Annotated in this window: 16 protein-coding genes; 4 read left to right on the forward strand and 12 right to left on the reverse strand. The window is 54.9% G+C overall.

Annotated elements, in window-relative coordinates:
* Positions 1–86: 86 nt before the first annotated feature.
* The 6 genes from ACW9UQ_RS10140 to ACW9UQ_RS10165 all read right to left on the reverse strand — a co-directional run bounded on the left by ACW9UQ_RS10140 (position 87) and on the right by ACW9UQ_RS10165 (position 8,352).
* Positions 87–2,780, reverse strand: a complete 2,694-nt coding sequence (locus tag ACW9UQ_RS10140; protein ID WP_458930904.1) for a type I restriction endonuclease subunit R — start codon at positions 2,778–2,780, stop codon at positions 87–89.
* A gap of 17 nt (positions 2,781–2,797) precedes the next feature.
* Positions 2,798–4,651, reverse strand: coding sequence for a restriction endonuclease subunit S (locus ACW9UQ_RS10145; RefSeq protein WP_458930905.1), 1,854 nt, complete (start codon positions 4,649–4,651; stop codon positions 2,798–2,800).
* Positions 4,648–5,556 carry an Abi family protein gene (locus ACW9UQ_RS10150; protein ID WP_458930906.1) on the reverse strand — a complete coding sequence of 303 codons (909 nt, stop codon included), beginning with the start codon at positions 5,554–5,556 and terminating at the stop codon, positions 4,648–4,650. The genes ACW9UQ_RS10145 and ACW9UQ_RS10150 overlap by 4 nt, the downstream gene beginning before the upstream one ends.
* Positions 5,557–5,722: 166 nt before the next feature.
* Positions 5,723–7,738 (reverse strand): type I restriction-modification system subunit M, encoded by a 2,016-nt coding sequence (locus ACW9UQ_RS10155; RefSeq protein ID WP_458930907.1) that lies wholly within the window; start codon positions 7,736–7,738, stop codon positions 5,723–5,725.
* Between the two features lie 3 nt (positions 7,739–7,741).
* Complete coding sequence (locus ACW9UQ_RS10160) at positions 7,742–8,035, reverse strand: HigA family addiction module antitoxin (protein WP_458930908.1); 294 nt, start codon at positions 8,033–8,035, stop codon at positions 7,742–7,744.
* A 107-nt stretch (positions 8,036–8,142) separates the two neighbouring features.
* Positions 8,143–8,352: a helix-turn-helix domain-containing protein gene (locus ACW9UQ_RS10165; RefSeq protein ID WP_458930909.1), complete on the reverse strand. Its 210-nt coding sequence runs from the start codon at positions 8,350–8,352 to the stop codon at positions 8,143–8,145.
* A 74-nt stretch (positions 8,353–8,426) separates the two neighbouring features.
* On the opposite strand from ACW9UQ_RS10165, the gene ACW9UQ_RS10170 reads away from it, so the two are divergent.
* The 3 genes from ACW9UQ_RS10170 (at position 8,427) to ACW9UQ_RS10180 (ending at position 10,798) form a co-directional block, all read left to right on the forward strand.
* The gene (locus tag ACW9UQ_RS10170) at positions 8,427–9,194 is read left to right on the forward strand and encodes a ParA family protein (protein ID WP_458930910.1); all 768 of its coding nucleotides are present in this window, start codon (positions 8,427–8,429) and stop codon (positions 9,192–9,194) included.
* Entirely contained in the window at positions 9,191–10,036 is an 846-nt protein-coding gene (locus ACW9UQ_RS10175; protein ID WP_458930911.1) for a hypothetical protein, read from the forward strand. The genes ACW9UQ_RS10170 and ACW9UQ_RS10175 overlap by 4 nt, the downstream gene beginning before the upstream one ends.
* Before the next feature lie 195 nt (positions 10,037–10,231).
* On the forward strand, positions 10,232–10,798 hold the full coding sequence (locus ACW9UQ_RS10180; protein ID WP_458930912.1) for a metallophosphoesterase: 567 nt from the start codon (positions 10,232–10,234) through the stop codon (positions 10,796–10,798).
* 97 nt (positions 10,799–10,895) lie between these two features.
* Here ACW9UQ_RS10180 and ACW9UQ_RS10185 read toward each other — a convergent pair whose 3' ends face one another.
* Positions 10,896–11,183 carry a DUF1330 domain-containing protein gene (locus ACW9UQ_RS10185; protein WP_458930913.1) on the reverse strand — a complete coding sequence of 96 codons (288 nt, stop codon included), beginning with the start codon at positions 11,181–11,183 and terminating at the stop codon, positions 10,896–10,898.
* 32 nt (positions 11,184–11,215) lie between these two features.
* On the reverse strand, positions 11,216–12,382 hold the full coding sequence (locus ACW9UQ_RS10190) for an MFS transporter (RefSeq protein ID WP_458930914.1): 1,167 nt from the start codon (positions 12,380–12,382) through the stop codon (positions 11,216–11,218).
* Positions 12,383–12,470: 88 nt separating this feature from the next.
* Between ACW9UQ_RS10190 and ACW9UQ_RS10195 the strand changes: the two genes are divergently transcribed.
* Positions 12,471–13,802, forward strand: a complete 1,332-nt coding sequence (locus ACW9UQ_RS10195) for an aminotransferase-like domain-containing protein (protein ID WP_458930915.1) — start codon at positions 12,471–12,473, stop codon at positions 13,800–13,802.
* A gap of 53 nt (positions 13,803–13,855) precedes the next feature.
* Here the strand turns inward: ACW9UQ_RS10195 and ACW9UQ_RS10200 are convergent, their stop codons facing one another.
* Genes ACW9UQ_RS10200 through ACW9UQ_RS10215 form a run of 4 tightly spaced genes read right to left on the reverse strand, consistent with a single transcriptional unit; the run spans position 13,856 to position 17,211 of the window.
* Positions 13,856–14,521, reverse strand: coding sequence for a hypothetical protein (locus tag ACW9UQ_RS10200; RefSeq protein ID WP_458930916.1), 666 nt, complete (start codon positions 14,519–14,521; stop codon positions 13,856–13,858).
* Complete coding sequence (locus tag ACW9UQ_RS10205; RefSeq protein ID WP_458930917.1) at positions 14,518–15,870, reverse strand: plasmid recombination protein; 1,353 nt, start codon at positions 15,868–15,870, stop codon at positions 14,518–14,520. The genes ACW9UQ_RS10200 and ACW9UQ_RS10205 overlap by 4 nt, the downstream gene beginning before the upstream one ends.
* Positions 15,870–16,085: a hypothetical protein gene (locus ACW9UQ_RS10210; protein WP_458930918.1), complete on the reverse strand. Its 216-nt coding sequence runs from the start codon at positions 16,083–16,085 to the stop codon at positions 15,870–15,872. Before ACW9UQ_RS10210 ends, ACW9UQ_RS10205 begins: the two co-directional genes overlap by 1 nt.
* Before the next feature lie 22 nt (positions 16,086–16,107).
* Complete coding sequence (locus ACW9UQ_RS10215) at positions 16,108–17,211, reverse strand: helix-turn-helix domain-containing protein (protein ID WP_458930919.1); 1,104 nt, start codon at positions 17,209–17,211, stop codon at positions 16,108–16,110.
* Between the last annotated feature and the right edge of the window lie 490 nt (positions 17,212–17,701).

Genomic DNA, 17,701 nt, shown 5'->3' on the forward strand with positions numbered 1-17,701 from the left:
TCTTTGATCATCCCAATGATTTGGACTTCCGTGAAACGGCTCTTTCGCATTCGTTTGCTCCTTCAAAAGGTTGAGCAAACTCTACATCAGAACGAGGGAAGTTTCGGGGGGCAGGTCAAAGGCTTTGCGCCAAACTCACTAATCGCCGCCAGTGGTTGCGTGTCGCCAGGGGAGAGCGATGCGCTACCTTGCTCTTTTTTGTCTACCTTGAATGCCTGCAATCTCAGCATGTCCTCGGTAATCTCAATTTCCGGTGGAAGCTCACGGTTAGGCAGTAAACGAGAAAGCCAGCCGCCATAAGAAGCCAGTTTTTCGAGGCTCGTGTCTTCCAGAGAAATTACCTGTGCAATGAAGGCATAAAAGCGGTTGAAACTCTTCAACAGCTGTCGAAATTCTTCTTGCCGCCCTTCGTCCTCATCTGCCTCGAAGCGGGCAACAGCTTGTCGGACAAGCCCCTCTAGGCGCGGTCGGTCTGCGGTGCTGAGCGCGCCTTTGAAATACGTCAGCGAAAACCGTTCGATCTCATCCCTGTCGAGATATCCAAACTTAAACAATCGCCCCTCCAAATCGTAGACTTGGTTGGGGTCTGACATCGCCTCGACGGTGGTCGCCTCGTAGAAGGGGCGGAATGCAGTCTGAATGTCCTCGATAGAGTTCTGGAAATCGAGAATGAAAGTGCGCTCTTTCCCCGCGCGGGTCCGGTTCAAGCGAGAGAGTGTCTGCACGGCCTGTAACCCGGAGAGCTTCCGATCAACATACATGGCGCAGAGCTTGGGTTGGTCAAAACCGGTTTGGTATTTTTCGGCCACGATCAAGATTTGGTACCTATCCGGATAAGGCGTCCCATCAGGCTTAAAGCCGTCGAAGCGTCCGGGGAGTTCAGTCTCGGCAAAACCATTGAGGTCAGCCTCGGTTGCGGGTTCGCCGTTCACATCCAGATCGCCGGAGAATGCAACAAGCGCTTTCAGGTCGGCATAGCCCTGCGACTTGATGTATGTCTGCACTCCGAAGAAGTATTTGAGTGCGTGCTCGCGGCTCTGCGTGACGATCATCGCTTTGGCTTGCCCGTTCAGCTCCTGCATGACGTGCCGGCGAATATGCTCGACGATGATCTCGACCTTCTGGCCGATGGCGGTCGGATGTAAGCTGGCATAGCGTGCGACCTTGCGCTGCCCCTTCCGCCCGCTCAGCTCCGGGTCATCCTCGATAGCCTTTTCGAGCTGATAGTAAGCCTTGTAGGTCATGTAATTCTGAAGCACGTCGAGGATGAACTTTTCCTCGATAGCCTGCCTCATGGAATACAGGTGAAACGGCTGGGGCAAGCCACCCTCACCTTTCACGCCGAAACGTTCCAAAGTCACGTTCCTCGGCGTTGCAGTGAATGCGAAGAAGCTGATGTTGGGCTGCGGGCCACGTGCCTTCTGGTATTCAGCGATCAGATCCTCGATGTCATCGCTCGAATTGGCGTCACGTGTCAGAGCATCAGTCATCGCCTGGGCACTCTTGCCCGATTGGCTGGAATGCGCCTCGTCTACGATCACTGCAAAGGTCCGGTTTCCCTGCCCCGATAGCTCTTTCAGGTGATCGGTCGAGAACTTCTGAATCGTTGTGACAATGATCCGTGCGCCTTTGGCGATGGCATCCTTCAGTTGGCGGGATGTACCGTCAATCTTCTTGACGACGCCAGTCGTCTGCTCGAACTGCGTGACCGTCCCCTGGAGCTGCCTATCGAGCACAACACGGTCAGTCACGATGATCGCAGTGTTGAAAACCTGATTGTCGGCCTCGTCATGCAGATTGATCGCATGATGTGCTAGCCAGCCGATGGTGTTGGATTTTCCCGAGCCTGCCGAGTGCTGGATCAGATAGTTATCCCCGGTGCCCTTGGCTTTGGCGTGCGCCATGATCTTGCGCACAGCGTCGAGCTGCTGGAAACGCGGGAAAATCATCACCTCGTTCTTGCCCGTCACTTCCATGACCATGAACTGTCCAATGACATCGAGGAGCACGGACCGCGAAAAGACCGCCTCACCCCATGCACCAGACTTATAAAGATAGGCAATGCGGTGTTCATCCTCGACATCAGGGTTGCCCGCGCCACCCTCGCGACCCCGATTGAACGGTAAGAAACGGGTCTTGCCATTCATCAGCCGAGTGGTCATCGAGACGTTGTCTTCGTCGAGCGCAAAGTGAACAAGCGCACCCCGCTTAAAGGTCAGAAGCGGCTCGCCCGCTGGAGAGCGGTCATCGCGATACTGCTTTTCAGCGTTGCGGAAAGTCGATCCGGTCAGAAGGTTTTTCGCCTCAATGGTGACAACGGGCAGGCCGTTGATGAAAAGAATAACGTCTAGGCGCCCACCGTGTTTCTGGCTGTATTCGACCTCATCTATCACAGACAGAATGTTGGCCTGATACTCGGCGACACGCTTGGGTTCCAAGGCGCTTGCAGGCCGGAAATAGCAAAGGCTGAGCGCAATGCCAGGGACGATCTTGATCCCCTTGCGCAGCACATCGAGCAGCCCGCGATCCTTCAGCGCCTTGTCGAGCTGCTTGAAGAGCACGCCTTCAGCCGAAGCGGCATAGTGCTGGCTGAGCTTCTTCCACGCTTCGGGCTGTGTGCTTTGGATGAAATCCAAGACAAGCGCCCGGTCCATCGCCAACGCACGATCATAGTCGGAGCTGGCCTGCCGACGCACATAGCCTGCACCATCGACCAACTCTGATATCAGATGATCTTGAAGGACTTTTTCCTTATGGAGCGAATGGGATGAAACAGGCATGTTGAACGGTCTTTTCTTTAAAATAGGCTTGGTTGGTGTGCAGAGATCGTATGTGGCCCACTGCCGTGGGGAACAAGGTCATTCCGGCGCATCCAGTCGAGCCAAGTGCTCAGGGTTTCTTCTGTGAAACGCTGTTTGGCCTCATGCCATTCTTCCCGAAAGCCGCGAATAATCCGGTCGCCGTCAGGTTGCTCCCCGTCGATAATTGCATCGTTCCAGACGGCGTAGAGCGTTGCGATAGCCTCGGTATTCTCGGTGCTAAAATCCTGCACGAGGCCAATAATCCGGCGCAGTTCGGCCACTCGATCTCCAAGCATGGCTTCCAGTGTCGGCTTGTGCCCCCCAGCATTGTCGAGAGGCGTGAAGGCGATCCTGCCACGCTGGCTACTTGGATCTTCAGCGGCATCGTAGAACCGATCTTGCCGAAGTCCCGCCTCAACATCGTCAATCATTGCTCCGTCATAAGGGCCAGCGGCGTGGCGACGGTAGCACCCGTTGATTTCGTTGATGTTGGCGTGTGCTTCCGCCAAGAACATGATTTTGTGAACCTTGATCCGGCCAAGATAGGCGACATTCCGGTGATCATGGATGATCTCGGCGGCCACCAGTCGGCGCACCTGGCTGGAATGGTCTTTCGGTACTGCCTGAGTCACCATCAATGCAGGCTGGTTACCATCAACCCCGACTTTCGTGCCACCTCGATCAAAGGTCTCTTTAACGTCAATCTGACCCGTGACTGCCGCAGTGATCAGGGCTGAACGAAATTCCCGCAACAGAGTTTCGGCGCGAGAATTTTTTTGCAAAAGCTCATCTTCTCGCTGTGCTCTCGACGAGATTTCATGGAGTAGCGCATCTTGCGTTTCCAGAGGTGGTATAGGCAAACGCATGTCTAGAAAGGCGTCTGGATACAAGCGCAATCGCGATGAATGAATGCCTTTGCTACGCCTTGTTGCTTCCGCAACAAAAGGCTTTGAGCGAACCATTTGATTGACAAACTCAGGTCGAAGAGAGTCTGAAATTGGTGTGTAGACGCCGTAAGAGGGGCTAATTAAGCCATGCTCTGAGCTAATCCCCATAGCCCCCATCCAAGCCCACATCGTATTGATGATCAGATCGCCAGGCGCAACAAGCTTGTAGCCCTCATTGCTCTCGGCCATGAACATATGAACGTCCTTTTCAGAACGTTTCGTCACACCGGTGATATGCGAAACAGTTAGAAGTTCTTCCTCTCCGGTCGCACTCCTTTTCTGGCTCTCACGAAAATGCACTTTGGCACGATCCGACTTCCAACCCTCTGGTAGGGTTTGAAGCCAAGGCACATCATCAGTCGTTCCAGTGATAGCCTTTGAAATCACGGCCAAACGCCGTTCGAGGAGCAGTTCAGCGAACTTTGATCTCTTCTCGATCAGTTGGTCGATGCGCGCGGTCTCGCGGTCGAGAAAATCCGCGATGGCTTTTTGGGTTTCAAGATCTGGATACGATACTTTGATCGAGCCGAGTTGCGACTGCGTAAGTTTATCCCGTGTAGATCCATTGATGTATTTCGCATATTCAACTTGGTTGAGGAAATAGCAGAGGAATCTGTCGTCAATAGCAGCTTTGACTGGCTTCAGGATGTGTATATGGTTGTTGGGCCAAATAGGCCCATCAGAAATGAAGGCAACATCTTTGTCATGTTCGAAGAATGGCGCGCCATCCTCTCCTATGAGCAGAACTCGTTCGCTGATCAGTGCTTCATCAACATGATCCACGATACCATTCGCTCCCCAATAGGGTACATCTCCCTGTCGTTCTCCCCTTTCTGTAGCGTTAAGTGGAATACGAACCGAATCTAAGTTCTTTGCTAACCAGCGCAGGCGTGTAGTTTTCATTGCGCTACCCTCCAAGCCGCTCTGGTCCGCCAGCCCGCCGGAAAGCCCATGCTGGCAGGATCGGCCAGCGGGCAGCCGTCGATCAGTGCGACAAGGCGCTTTTTCCATTCATTGTCCGGCGCGATCAGGGCCAGGAGGTAGTCGAGCATCACCAGAGTGTTGTGCAGATAGCGCGGATCGGCATCCCGCATGGCGACTGGAAGCTTGGCGGGAAATCTCGGTGCGGTCATCGTCACAGTAAAACGCTTGTTCCAAAGTCTGCCATGATGAGCGCAGATATTACGCACGTGACTGGTGTGATGCGCAACGGACGCGAGCACTTTCTCGTCAAGGCCGAAGGGTTTGGCAATGGCTTGCCGCTCAGCGCGAAGTTTGAGATCGCTGTAGAATTTTGACAAAAGCCCAAATGACATGACCTCAGCAGCCATCCACACAGGAGGAAGCTTGGGGGAGGAGTACTTTTTTCGATAGTGATCCGCAAAAGTATCGCGAGACCGGTTGAATTCCTTGCTCAGGTCAGCAACGGCCTTTGCGTGGCGCGCGATATGCGCATAGTGCCGCTGTTCCAGATAACCATGCGGTCCGTGGCTCATCGCCATGTGATGTGCCCATTGTGCGCGAAAAGCGACCTCAACACGCTCGATTGCATCCAGAACCAGCAACCGGAGCTCTCGATCAAAGATGTATAGCGCTAGGACATCTTCAAATGCTGTCCCTTTGCAGAAGGCATGGTCACCGTTACCAGCGGCGGGCACTTCGAAGGGTAGCCAGTAGGCTCGGAGCCGATAGTAGGAGATGAATTGCAAGTAGTGCTGAGCAAGCACGTCATCGCCGATTTCCATGCCGCGACATTTCAGCAGTTCAATTTGATCATCTATGGATACAGCAGGCTTTTCAAACTTCATGCGGCACCACCAAGCCGCGAAAGCGATGCCCTGAAAACAAGTAACCCGCCGGGGTGCGCAGTGCGAAACCGAGGTTCCGTCCGAGGCGTGGCGGGTCTTGTTGAGACAACAGATAGGGCAGGAATCCTACCAAAGCAATAAGAAACCGACCGGTCCGCGCCAAAAATCATGCCGCCACCTCCTTCAGGAGTCCAGCGATCTCGGCCTCCAACGCCTTCAGTTCCGCGTCGATCTCTTCAAGCGGGCGGGGTGGCACGTAATGATAGAAATAGCGATTAAAGTTGATCTCATAGCCGACGCGCCCAACCCGCTTGTCGCGGGCGTCCTTGTAACTCTCATCGACCCAGGCATCGGGCACGAAGGGCAGCACCTCGCGCTTCATGTAGTCGCGCCAATCTTCTGCCAGGGGCACAAGTTCGTGGTCGCGCAGATCGGTATCTGGTTCGGGGTTCCCGTTCTTGTCGGTGCAGATGTCGGCTTCGTCATCTCGCTCTGACAGTGCGGCCAAGATCGCCTTTTTAACAGGTGCCCCGATCTTCAACCCCGTGGTTTTCAGCGCCTTGTTCAGTGCTTCTTCGAAGACAGTCCGGTTGGTGAAGAGTTGATCGCCGATGGTAAGAAGCGCGGCCTCGATGGCCGCCTGGTTGGTTTCATCCTGCCGCGCGTAGGGTTTCTGGTTGGCCAGACGGGCAAGCCGCTCGGCGCTAACCTGGAAATTCAGCTTGAGCGGACGCTCAACGCGGATTTCGCGGTAGCCGAAGTCGGCAGTATCAAAGATGCTGGAGACCTCGCCTTCTCCGCTTTCGCCATTGAGGAAACCTGCATAGATGCGGACTATCTCAGCGCGGGCTTCCTCCGTAATTTCCCGGCGCTTGCTGCCCAACGACTTGCGCATGGATTTCCAGAAGCGTTCGCAACTGGCGTCGATGAGCTGCACCTTGCCATGCCGTTTAGCAGGCTTGCGGTTGGTGAGGAGCCAGACATAGGTCTGGATGCCGGTATTATAGAACAGGTCGGTGGGCAGTGCGATGATAGCCTCAACCCAATCGTTCTCAAGCATCCACCTCCGGATTTCGCTCTCGCCCGACCCCGCGCCGCCAGTAAACAACGGTGAGCCGTTCATGACGATGCCGATCCGCGAACCGATCTCGTCGTCGCGCATCTTGGAAATCATGTGCTGAAGGAACAAGAGTTGACCGTCAGAGATGCGGGGGGTGCCTGCGCCAAAACGCCCTTCCATCCCGAGGTTTTCAGCCTCGGATTTGATGGGTTCTTGGTACTTTTTCCAGTCCACACCGTAAGGGGGGTTGGAGAGCATGTAGTGAAAACGCTTGCCCGCATGGGCGTCCTGGGTGAGCGTGTTGCCGAAGGCGATCTGCTCGGGATCGTGCCCCGTGACCAGCATGTCAGATTTGCAGATGCCGAAGGACTCGCCGTTCAGCTCCTGGCCATAGAGTTCAACGCGGATGGCGTCGTTAAAATCCTTCAAAGCCTCCTCGGTCAGCGCCAACATCCCGCCAGTACCACAAGCAGGATCGTATACCTGACGGATGATGCCGCGCCCGGTGAGTTTTTCATCGTCGTTGGCGATGAGAAGCTCGACGATGAGCCGGATCACCTCGCGCGGAGTAAAATGTTCCCCGGCGGTTTCGTTCGAGATCTCCGAGAACCGGCGGATCAGTTCCTCGAAGAGGTAACCCATCTCAAGGTTCGAGATGGTGTTGGGGTGCAAGTCAATTTCACAGAAGCGTTCGAAGACATTCCAAAGAATACCGCCATCTTTCAGGCGCTTGAGCTGGTCGGTAAAGAGAAACTTATCAAGGAAGATGTCGCGAACGTTCCCTGAGAAATTGGTAATGTAGTCCACCAGATTGTCGTGGAGTTGACGGGGGTCTTGTCCGCGCAGCGTGTCAAAAGTGAAGCGGGATAAGTTGTAGACCCTCACATTGCCGCCCACCGCGCCAAACAGCATCATGTCGCGGGTTGCCTCATCTACCCTATCCGGCAGGGACTCTGCTGTGTCCAAAACATAGGTTTTCGTCAGTTCCAAAATGCAATCAAGGCGACGAAGCACCACAAAAGGCAGAATAACTTTGCCGTATTCTGACTGTTTGAAATCACCGCGCAAAATCTCGGCGATGGACCAGACGAAGCCACCTAGGTTTTGAATGTCTGCGGCCATCTGCTACTTACCCTTTTCTTCAGTGCCGGTGGCCGAGAAAGGCTCCAACGTGATCTTCGACGCCCTCAACATCACTTGGGCATAATCGTATTCCAGCTGGCATTGCATCCAGCCTTTTGCGGATGTGCCAAAAACCTTCTCCAGCCGCACAGCCATTTCAGCGGAGATACCGGAACGCCCATTTAGAAGATTGCTCAGTGTTCGACGATCTACGCCCAGTATTTGGGCTGCCTGCGTTACCGACAAACTATTCGCCGTGACGCAAACTCTTCGCACTTCAATCCCTGGGTGCATCATTCCTTAAATCCATTTCTGCTTAAGAGGGAGTAAGCTGTCTATGGACACTAGTCAATTCTGCGCCTGTTAGCCCATGATAATTTTTTGCTTATCACGCTGGCTGCGAGTCAGTCAGGCTCAACCAATTCTACATGGCTGACACCAAGCGCTTGGGCCAACTCGTACAGCGTAATCACTGTGGGGTTGCGCTTTCCGCGTTCCAAGCCGCTTAGATACTGCTGACTGAAGCCAGAACGCTCCTCAATCTGCTCCTGTGTAAGGCCTTTTTCTCTCCGTATCCGAGCGAAGTTCTGTCCAACTAATTTGCGCATATCCATGCGCAGGACGATTGTGGATTACATACTTTAATGTTATCAACTATAATATGTATTTGATAATGAGGACATGCAGTATGCACACCATCACCATTCATGCAGCTAAGGGCGGGTCCGGGCGGACGACGGCAGTTATGGCGTTGGCGTCGGGATTTCTGGCTTTGGGCAAGCGCGTGATGGTGATGGATTGCACCAGCCAGACCTGCAGGGGTCGAAAATGTCAGGAGCTTACCACATTGCAGGCATGGCTTGCTGCAATGGAGGCTTGCCGGTTTCTGCCGCCTCAACTGGAGTTAGCCGAATGCCCCTCGGACGAGCGTGTTGAGGATGCTTTGGCAGCCGCCGCGACACGCGGCTTTGATATCGTCCTGATGGATACACAGGTCTATCCTGAAGACGCCCTGTCGATGGCACTTGCGAAGGCTGATCTGGTTGTCGTGCCCGCTACAGGTTCGATAGAGGCGGGCCTCTCATCACAGAGCATCGATGAACAATTTGACTGCCCCGAACACATCATTGGCCTGATCACCGGCCATCGTCACGGTGGGGTAGAAGCTGCTGAGATACGTGCGGCCTTTGGCACGCTTCCCGTACTCCACTCAGAACTCCCTGTCTCAGAAGCGCTGGCTGAACAGATTCTGCATGGTGATGTCGCTCATTTCACCTCCATGCTGGCCTGCAAGTCTGGCCAGCCCGGATACGCCCGCTATCGCGAAGCGCAAACAGCCTGGTCCGAAGTACTTGCCCTGACCATAGAGCTCCAGTGGGCCCTGAAAGGCCTACGCCTTGAAGCCTTTGAAGGCGATATCTCTCCCTTTTCCTACATCAGAAAGTCCGTTGCATGATCCGTTTTGCATTTGTGCTTGGTTGTTGCCTGTCCGTTGCCTCCGCTGCTTTCGCGGAAAATACGTTGACCGCCATGCCAGCACCCGCTGAGCGTCCGTACCCCTATGAGATCCTCGGCCTGCAACCGGGCGATCCGCTGGATGATATTCTCGCTGTTTACGCTGAACGCAGCGACGCTGCCCCAACAAGCGAAAGCGAAGTTCTGCGGATACAATCCCCCGATGGCGCGGTGTTTGAGTTCACCTATCAGCTGCACTCACGGATCGGCGATGTCGGCATCAATGGACGCCTGGCCAAGGCAGCGCAGGATCAGATAACCGCGCGCCTGTCCTCGAATGTGATGGAGCAGCGTCCCATGGCGATTTATCGCAGCATTCGCCAGCCAAGTGACGAGTTACCCGAGCCACTGGAGCTGAAAGCCCAGATCGAAGAGACCTATGGTCCGCCCTCTCGCGTCGAGATCAATGGGCGCGACATGGTGCTGACCTATGCCTGGAGCACGGACGGCTTCATTCCCGACCTCGATGCGCTTGGACCGATCAGGCATGAGGAGACGACCCGTTCGGGCGGCAAGCTCATCACAGAATATGAGCTGTGTGGCTCGGCTCAGCACTATCGCAACACGGTCGAGTATCGGTTTGAGCACCCCCGCGACAAGCTGATCAAACCGGGCTGCATCGCGACCTTCAAAGTCAGCTATCGTGGTGAACCCGGCATGACCTCCATCACCTTCTCTCTGGAGGACTATGAGCTCGGCCGAATGCACACCGAAGAACTGGATCGTCAGATCGTCGAGGCGCTGACCGGTGAGGAGGTTGAAGCCTCGGACATGGATCTGTGATTTCCCGGATAGTCGGGCGGGTACAAAGCCGCTATGAACGCCACATGATCACAGTACGCGCAGATATCACCCTATTTTAGCGCCCGCAGAATGGCGGGCGGCTTCGAGCTGTTCGCCACGCGATGATCCCCCATCCCCGCACTGCCTCTGACGCCGCCGCCATTCATAACGGACGGGCATGACGGAGTTAAAGACATGACCAATTGGTATACGGCAGACCCGCATTTCGGGCACGAGAACATCATCAAGTTCTGTGACCGCCCCTTCCGCTCGGCGAACCACATGGATGCGGTTCTGATGCAGAATCTATGGGCCATGGTTGGGCCTAAGGATGCCCTGTGGATCGTTGGTGACTTTGCCTTTGGACAGAAGGCAAAGGATCGCGAATGGCTGACCAAACTGTTCGCCAAGCTGCCGGGAGCAGAGAAACACCTGATTGTCGGCAATCACGACTTGGAGCCGACGCTGGCATTGCCATGGGACAGCATCTCGCATCTGGCAGAGGTCAAGGACGGCCCTGACAACCAGATGCATACCTTGTGTCATTACCCGATGATCACCTGGAATCGAGCCCGGCGCGGTGCGCTGCAGATCTTCGGCCATGTGCACAAGAACTGGAAAGGCTCCAGCAACAGCGTCAATGCTGGCGTTGATGTGTGGGATTACATGCCGGTGCGCTTCGAGGATCTCGCGCGGCGCGCCAAGTCGCTGCCCCAGAACAAGCACTGGGCCGATGTCGAGCATAATGCGAGGGAGTTCTGAGATGTCCCGGTCTTATCGCAAGACGCCCATTTGCGGGATGACCGCCGCTGCAAGCGACAAGGCATTCAAGACAGCCGAGCACAAGCGGGCAATAAACCTATTCATTATAGAAATGGATCGTCATCGTGCAGGCGGCATCCCGCAAAGGGACTATAGCTTGATACTCTGGTGATCCGTAAAAAGCCTGCGCTGCTTCCATGCTAGGATATCGAAACACTGCAGCGATGTGCGGAGCCTTTTCGCTTCCCCGCATTGTCCCTTCAAATTCGCCCCGAACAACGACCTCAACATCATGCTGCGTCATCAGGACGGCGGCGGCAGAGACGTATTCGCGAAATTTCTGAGTATCTTTGACCTCAGCATATGAGAAATTCAGTACAGGCATCGGTGGTCCTCCACTTGGTCTTAAGTTGACGATTATCTGGTTTCGAAAGCGGGTTTGGATGGTTCAAATGGATACTTCCATTTGATGACGATGATCGCTGTAACAATGACCTGGACCACCGCAAACACCACCATCGCAGATGGAAGGCCGAGCATATCCGCAAGTGCTCCGCTGGCGATTACGGGAAGAGAGAAGCCAAAGTAGGCGTAGACAAATAACCCGGCTGTTGCGCGCGCCCGATCATCTGGTGCACGCAAGGAAACCTCAGCCAATGAGGCGAGATAGGTAAAACCGTAGCTCGCTGCGCTGGTGATGCAGGTGCCAAGAAGAACAAGTGCCAGTACCTTCAGCCAGACACCAGCCAGAAGAACCAGAAAACCAAGCGGGATCAGAATGAAACCTAGAGCGAGAGCACGCGCATTGGTTATGCGTCGTGCAATCGGCTGGCACAGGAACCCCACGAAGATGGCCAGAAAAATGACGAGACCGGTCCAACCTCCGAGATTGTTTTCAGCCAGTTCTAGCGGAACGACAGCAATGGTCATACCGGTTGTAGACCACGCCAGTGCCATCGCCGCTCCGAAGACCCACGTTCCTGCTGGGAACACCGGCAGGCGCAAGAGTGAAACCGGCCTCGGCTTGTCGATACGGGGCAGTGTCAGGGCAATCAATGCCAGTACCGGAGCGACTACGAAAAGCGCAATGTAGCTGGCTGGTAAGAGCGTATGACCTTGCAGGCCGAGACTGATACCGGTTGCCAGTGCGCTGCCGCCAAAACCAAGAGACGTAGCCGAAGTCACAATAAGAGCCGCGTTTCTAGCGCGATCTGCGCCCAGGATTTCAGTCATATAGGCGGTTCCGGATGTTGTCGCGAGGCCGGTGCCGATCCCGAGCATGAAACGTGCAATCACCAGACTGATCCAGCTGGGGGCTTGCACGAGAAGTGTTGTCGCAATGGTGCCAAGAATCAGTGCCAGGGCAATCGGAAACCGCCGCCCGATCCGGTCTGATAGGCCTCCGAGCAGCAAAAGCGTCGGCATAAGACCCCCCACATAGGCTGCAAATGCAACCGTTACAGCTGTCGCGCCCACATCACTTTCTGCCGCGTAGGAATCGTAGAGCGGGGCCTGTAGATTCACCGCAAATGTCACCGTAAACAGACCAAGGGCGAGAATTGAAACTGGGATCACTTTGGGCATGGGTGGACCTCGAAGATTGACTTGAGATCGAAATGCCACGATGAATAATATATGACAATTTTTCTATTGTACTAGATACAGTGAGATTATGAAGAAGCCCAAATACGTGCGTTTGGCAGATGTGCTTTCCAACGCGATCCAGAACGGCAAACTAGCTCCGGGCACGAAGCTTCCGACACATCGGGCCTTTGCGGAACAGGCTGGTGTGGCTCTTGCAACCGCGACAAATGCCTACAGAGAGCTTGAAAAGAGAGGTTTGATTATCGGTGAGGCCGGTCGTGGTACATTCGTGCGCGACCTCGGATTGCCTCCAACGCTTGGCGTTCAGCAGACTGCCGCCGACGGTCTTGTCGATCTTATCTTCAACATGCCTGGCGATGCGGGTGACGCGGAAATGCTGCGTGCAGGATTGCGGCAACTCGCAGTGGCGGGAGATCTGGAGGCCATGTTGCGCTATCAACCCCACGGTGGGCGAGCGCATGAACGCCGGATCATTGCCCGAAGTCTTACTTCAATTCTTGGTCCAACTGATCCGGAATGCCTTCTGATGACATCCGGCGCTCAGCATGGGCTGGCAACCATTGTATTGGGGCTGTTGCGGCGCGGGGAAGCGGTTGCGACCGATGCGTTGACCTATCCGGGCTTCAAATCCATCGCTGCCCTACAGGACCTCGAACTTGTTCCGGTGGAAGGGCAAGCCGGTATAATGGACCCTGAAGAACTGGACCGGCAATGTCGTGATAGAAAGATACGTGCGGTCTATTTGATGCCGACAGTCCATAACCCCCTAGGGTCAGTTATGGATGAAATGACGCGCCTGCGTATCATCGAGACCGCACAAAAGCATGACCTTCTGATCATCGAAGATGCGGCATATGCTTTTCTGGAGCCGAACCCGCCGCCAAGCCTGTTTTCACTCGCGCCTGAGCGAACGGTCTATGTGGGCGGTTTCTCGAAAAGCATCGCGACGGGGTTGCGATTGGGCTACGTGGTTGCCCCAGCCGCACATATCAACCGATTGCTCGAAATGATCAGAGCGACGACCTGGAATGCTCCGGCACTGATTTCCGGCCTAGTCACAAGCTGGGTCGAGGACGGCACACTCGCCAAATCCGAAGAGGCCCGAAAGCAGGACGGAGCGGAGCGCCAGCAGATTTGTCGAGCTGTTCTGGGTGAATCGGCAGCTCTCGGGCATCGCAACGCTGGCTTCGCTTGGTTGCCTCTTGAAAAGGGCGTTCGGGCCGAACCGGTGGTCACGCGCCTCAAAGAACTTGGCATCTCGGCGTCCGGTGCGGAACCCTTTGCAACAACGATTGCAGTGCCACAGGCGTTGCGGCTCGCTTTTGGCGGTATACCAATGGAGAAACTGGAAGGGGTGTTTCAGATCGTCCGTGATACTATCGACGAGGTTTCGGTATAGTAGAATTTTAGCAGGAGGCCTTCACACCCTGGCTGTGAAGGGCCGTTTCGGTCTCAATCGGATAACCGATACATACGCCCATTAAGGTGTGCGATCTCCGACAAACCTGCCGCCCGCCAACGCCGTAATCGGGCACCCTCTGGGACTACAATCACTGTTCGCCCCCGAAACTCGACGAGCTTGATGCCAACGCGCTCGCGCAGGGTTACAAAGTGCTCAAGCTCCTGACGTACCGCCTCTCTTTCCTCTATCATATTCTGGAGTTCAGCCCCGACTTCAAGAAGCTTGGCTTCAGTTGCGTCAACTTTCTGTGCCAAGTCAGCGTGTATCCTGGCGAGTTCCGTCTCACCTTCCTCTCGCACCGCTTCGATTTCTGCCGCGTATGTTGCACGCAAGAGGTCAGCTTCGTTTTCGGCTGCCGCTTTCACCTTCGCGCCAGACCACATCGCAAAGGAGACAATGATCAGCGCAAGAATCAAAGCGGCAGCGATACCGACGCGGGTTAATATCCAAATCTGGCGAAGGCGTTTCTCCAGGGCATAAGCACGCTCTTCAATGAGATCTGTTCGCGCATTCAATCCGCCGACAGACAATGACGCCTGACACACAGCACCTTTCAGTTCTTCAACGGCCTGCCCTGCATCATCTATTTCTGCTGTTCCGTTGGAGCGTCGTCTGGCCTCAAGGTCCGCGATTCTGTCATCGAGATTCTTTGTCACGGCTCAATACCCTTCGATACCGGTCTCACTACTGAATTCAAAGTCCCAGATTGGCGGTCGCGTTCGGATTTGATTTCTTCAGATGGCAATAACTGCGCGAGTCTCGACCAGACCCGACTGACTACGATAACTGCGTTCTGAATGATCGGAGCTATCTCAAGCTCTTGAACTTCGCGCCCGAGCTCAAGGTCCTCGAAACACAGTTTTGATTGCCGCCCATCGAACCGCACGCTCCCGGTCAGAACGCCAACCAGGACACGAGCTGTAGTCGCAGCAACATGCAAGACAGTATTTCTCAGAACCTCGCGCCTTTCCTGTTCGAAAGCACTGCGCTCGGATTGGACCTCCGCCACCCGATGTTCCAAACGCTTGGCTTCTTTATCCAGCTTTGCCTGAACTTCTTGCTTCATCGCAGCAATGTCCTCATTCGCCCTTGCGCGAACTTCTTGGGCCTCTTCTTCGGCTTGGCTTTGCGCTGACAAAGCTTCTGCAAACAACGCCTCAGCAGCATCGAGTTTTTTGACTATCTCCTCGGCTCTCCGGTCAGCATCAGCGTCGAGCTGTGCTTCAATGTCGGCAATTTGTTCAACACGCTCGGTCATCTGCCGGATCTGCGCTGCATCTCGTCGCGCTTGTTCTTTGCGCTGCTTCCATTGCTCCCGCGATAGCCGTTCCCGCTTTGGGCCGACGCGCGTCAACCCTGCCGGAAGGCCTACTTCGGCAAAGTACTGATCCTGCAGGTCACGGCCTCGCGCGCGATAGGCGAGGTTCCCGAGTTTTACCGCTTCCTTGGCCGATTTTCCGCTTTCTCTGGCGGTAGCTTCGGCGTCTTGCTTGGCTTTCCAGGCTGGGTTCAGGTGGCGCGCAGAACAACTGGGATCATCGAATGGCAAGATGAACGCATGGATATGCGGATGTTCTTCATCCACATGCTCGACCACGGAAATCAGGCGATCACCAAACGTTTCCTTGAGCCAACGGACGTTCAAATCGATCCAGCGCGCATAGTCCTCCCGACCAGCGGCTTCAGTGGCGACCTGCTTTGTTAAAAGAGGGTACGATGCAACAGCCGTCAGCAAAGTATGGCGATCTTTTCGGATACCGCGACGCGCAGATGTGCCGTCTTTCAGCGCAACTTCGACATAACCAGCTTCAACAATCACATCATGCTTTTCCCGCACTTGCTGAGGGGTTAACCCATAGATCAAATTTGGCGGCTCAGGGTTCTCAACGTGCTGACAAAACTCGGGCGCTCGGCCAGCTTCATCCAGTATCTGCTGAACACTTTGACCAATCTTGTTGGCTTTGCGCGAATAGCTTTGAATATGCAAAAACTGAGGGCCTGACATTATTGCCGACCCCAGTGAGATGAAACACAATATTGACCGACTATTGAGTTGATAAACAACTCGTCGGGCAAGACGCTGCGCCCCTGCACCCAGCCTGCGGCTTTGCCGCCGATCCATTCCGGATCGAAGCCACCGTTGGCGGCTGCAACACCAGCCCGCGCCAGCCTTTTGGTGGGCGCGCGGTCTGATGTTGCCAAATTGTTGTCAGCAAGCATGCGGGACCGAGCTATCCTAATATCAAACGGCATCTCGTTGCCTTTCGACATAGGTCATCAGTTCGCCGAACAGGCTATCTATCACTGCCCCTTGGCGTGCTTCCGATCTCGCCATACCAACAAACGCTGCCGCAGCGGTTTTTCGAACCCGATAGCCATCTGTGCGTTCAGTATTGCGATCAGCGATCATGAGGCAGAGTGCTGCTCGCTTCGGCCCTAAAGCGTCACAATGGCGCTGCCATATGCCCGTCTTGATCCCGAGCTGACCAGCCCTATCCCGCACCGCCTGCTGGATTGACTGCCAACTGAGCTGGCCACGGTTGTCTAGCGCGTTCCAGTACAGCTCGATGATCTCTCGCAGTGGCGCGCTCGCCAGCAGCGCCACTTGGGCAGGCGTTGTGCGGACCGGCTGAGTGGTAAGCCGTTTTTCAGCGGTACAAGTTTTATTGATATTTTCTTTACTTGTATTGAGTGCGGGTGAAATGTCGCACTGGTGGGACTTTTCACCCCTACGAATTTGTGCGGAAAAGTCCTCCCAGACTGCCTCCAGCGCTTTGGCCACCTGCCGCAGGCGTTCGAAGCTTTGAATGGTCGAAGGACGGCGATTGGGCAAGACCTCCTCGGCGGCTTCCATTGCACCCTCGAAGCACAGCCTGCGAATGTTGCCGAACAGAGTTTTGATCCGGATGCGAAGCCGTTCGGCCTCCTCCTCTTCAAATGCTGCCTTTCGTGCTGCAGCCTGAACTTCGGTGGCGCGCGCGATCAGGGGCGCGAGGTTGATCCCGAACTCACTGCCGATTTTACCATCTCTCCGGGAGCCGCCACGACGACTGTGGTCGGATGCCGTTTTAGCCAGCAGCCCTCTCTGAATCAGATCACCCTCAATGCGCGCGATCTGCCGTCTGTCCAGTCCGGCCTGAGCCGCAATCTTCGTGACCGAAGTCCAGAAGCTACAAATCCGGCCAGCGAGGAAGTCCTCGTCTATCGTGTTGGAGATCGCGACCTTCAGATAAGCGATTGCGCCTTTGCTGAGACCGAGCTGGCAACGTGCTCGTTCTATTAACCCAAAGAACTGCCAGCGCGTCATGCCCTCCGGCAAACCGCCATGTGTGAGGTGCTGTGTCATGACTGCACCTGCCATCCCGAGCTTGCGGGATTCTGGGGTTTCTGGTAGTGAGGAAGGGCAATGAACTTTTGTTTGTCGTCGGAAAGGGCTGCAACCCTTCCGGCGACTTTCTTTTTGATCGGTGTGTTCTCGGAAAAGTTGGAACCGTGCCTTGTAAGCCATTGATTCCTTATGACGGCACTATTTGGAACTTTCCGTTGTAAGCTCTTGTAATTTCGTGGTTCGCCCCGTTCTGCCGGGGTCGCCAAACCTGCCAATAAAATCAGGGCCTTGCGATTTTCACAGCGATGCGGTTTGCAACATCGTGCAGGATTTTGCAGCTTCTGTACGGGAACATGTAAAGAACACCCGTACAAATCCCGCACAGGATGAAGTGTCCTACAAAGAATTCTGCCGAACTCATACAACGAAAAATCCCGGCTCGGCGGCAACCGAAACCGGGATAAAATCTAAAATAAAAGCGTCCAGCTTTCGTCAGTACTGTACCTCA

It is taken from the genome of Halovulum sp. GXIMD14793 (genome assembly GCF_054457435.1).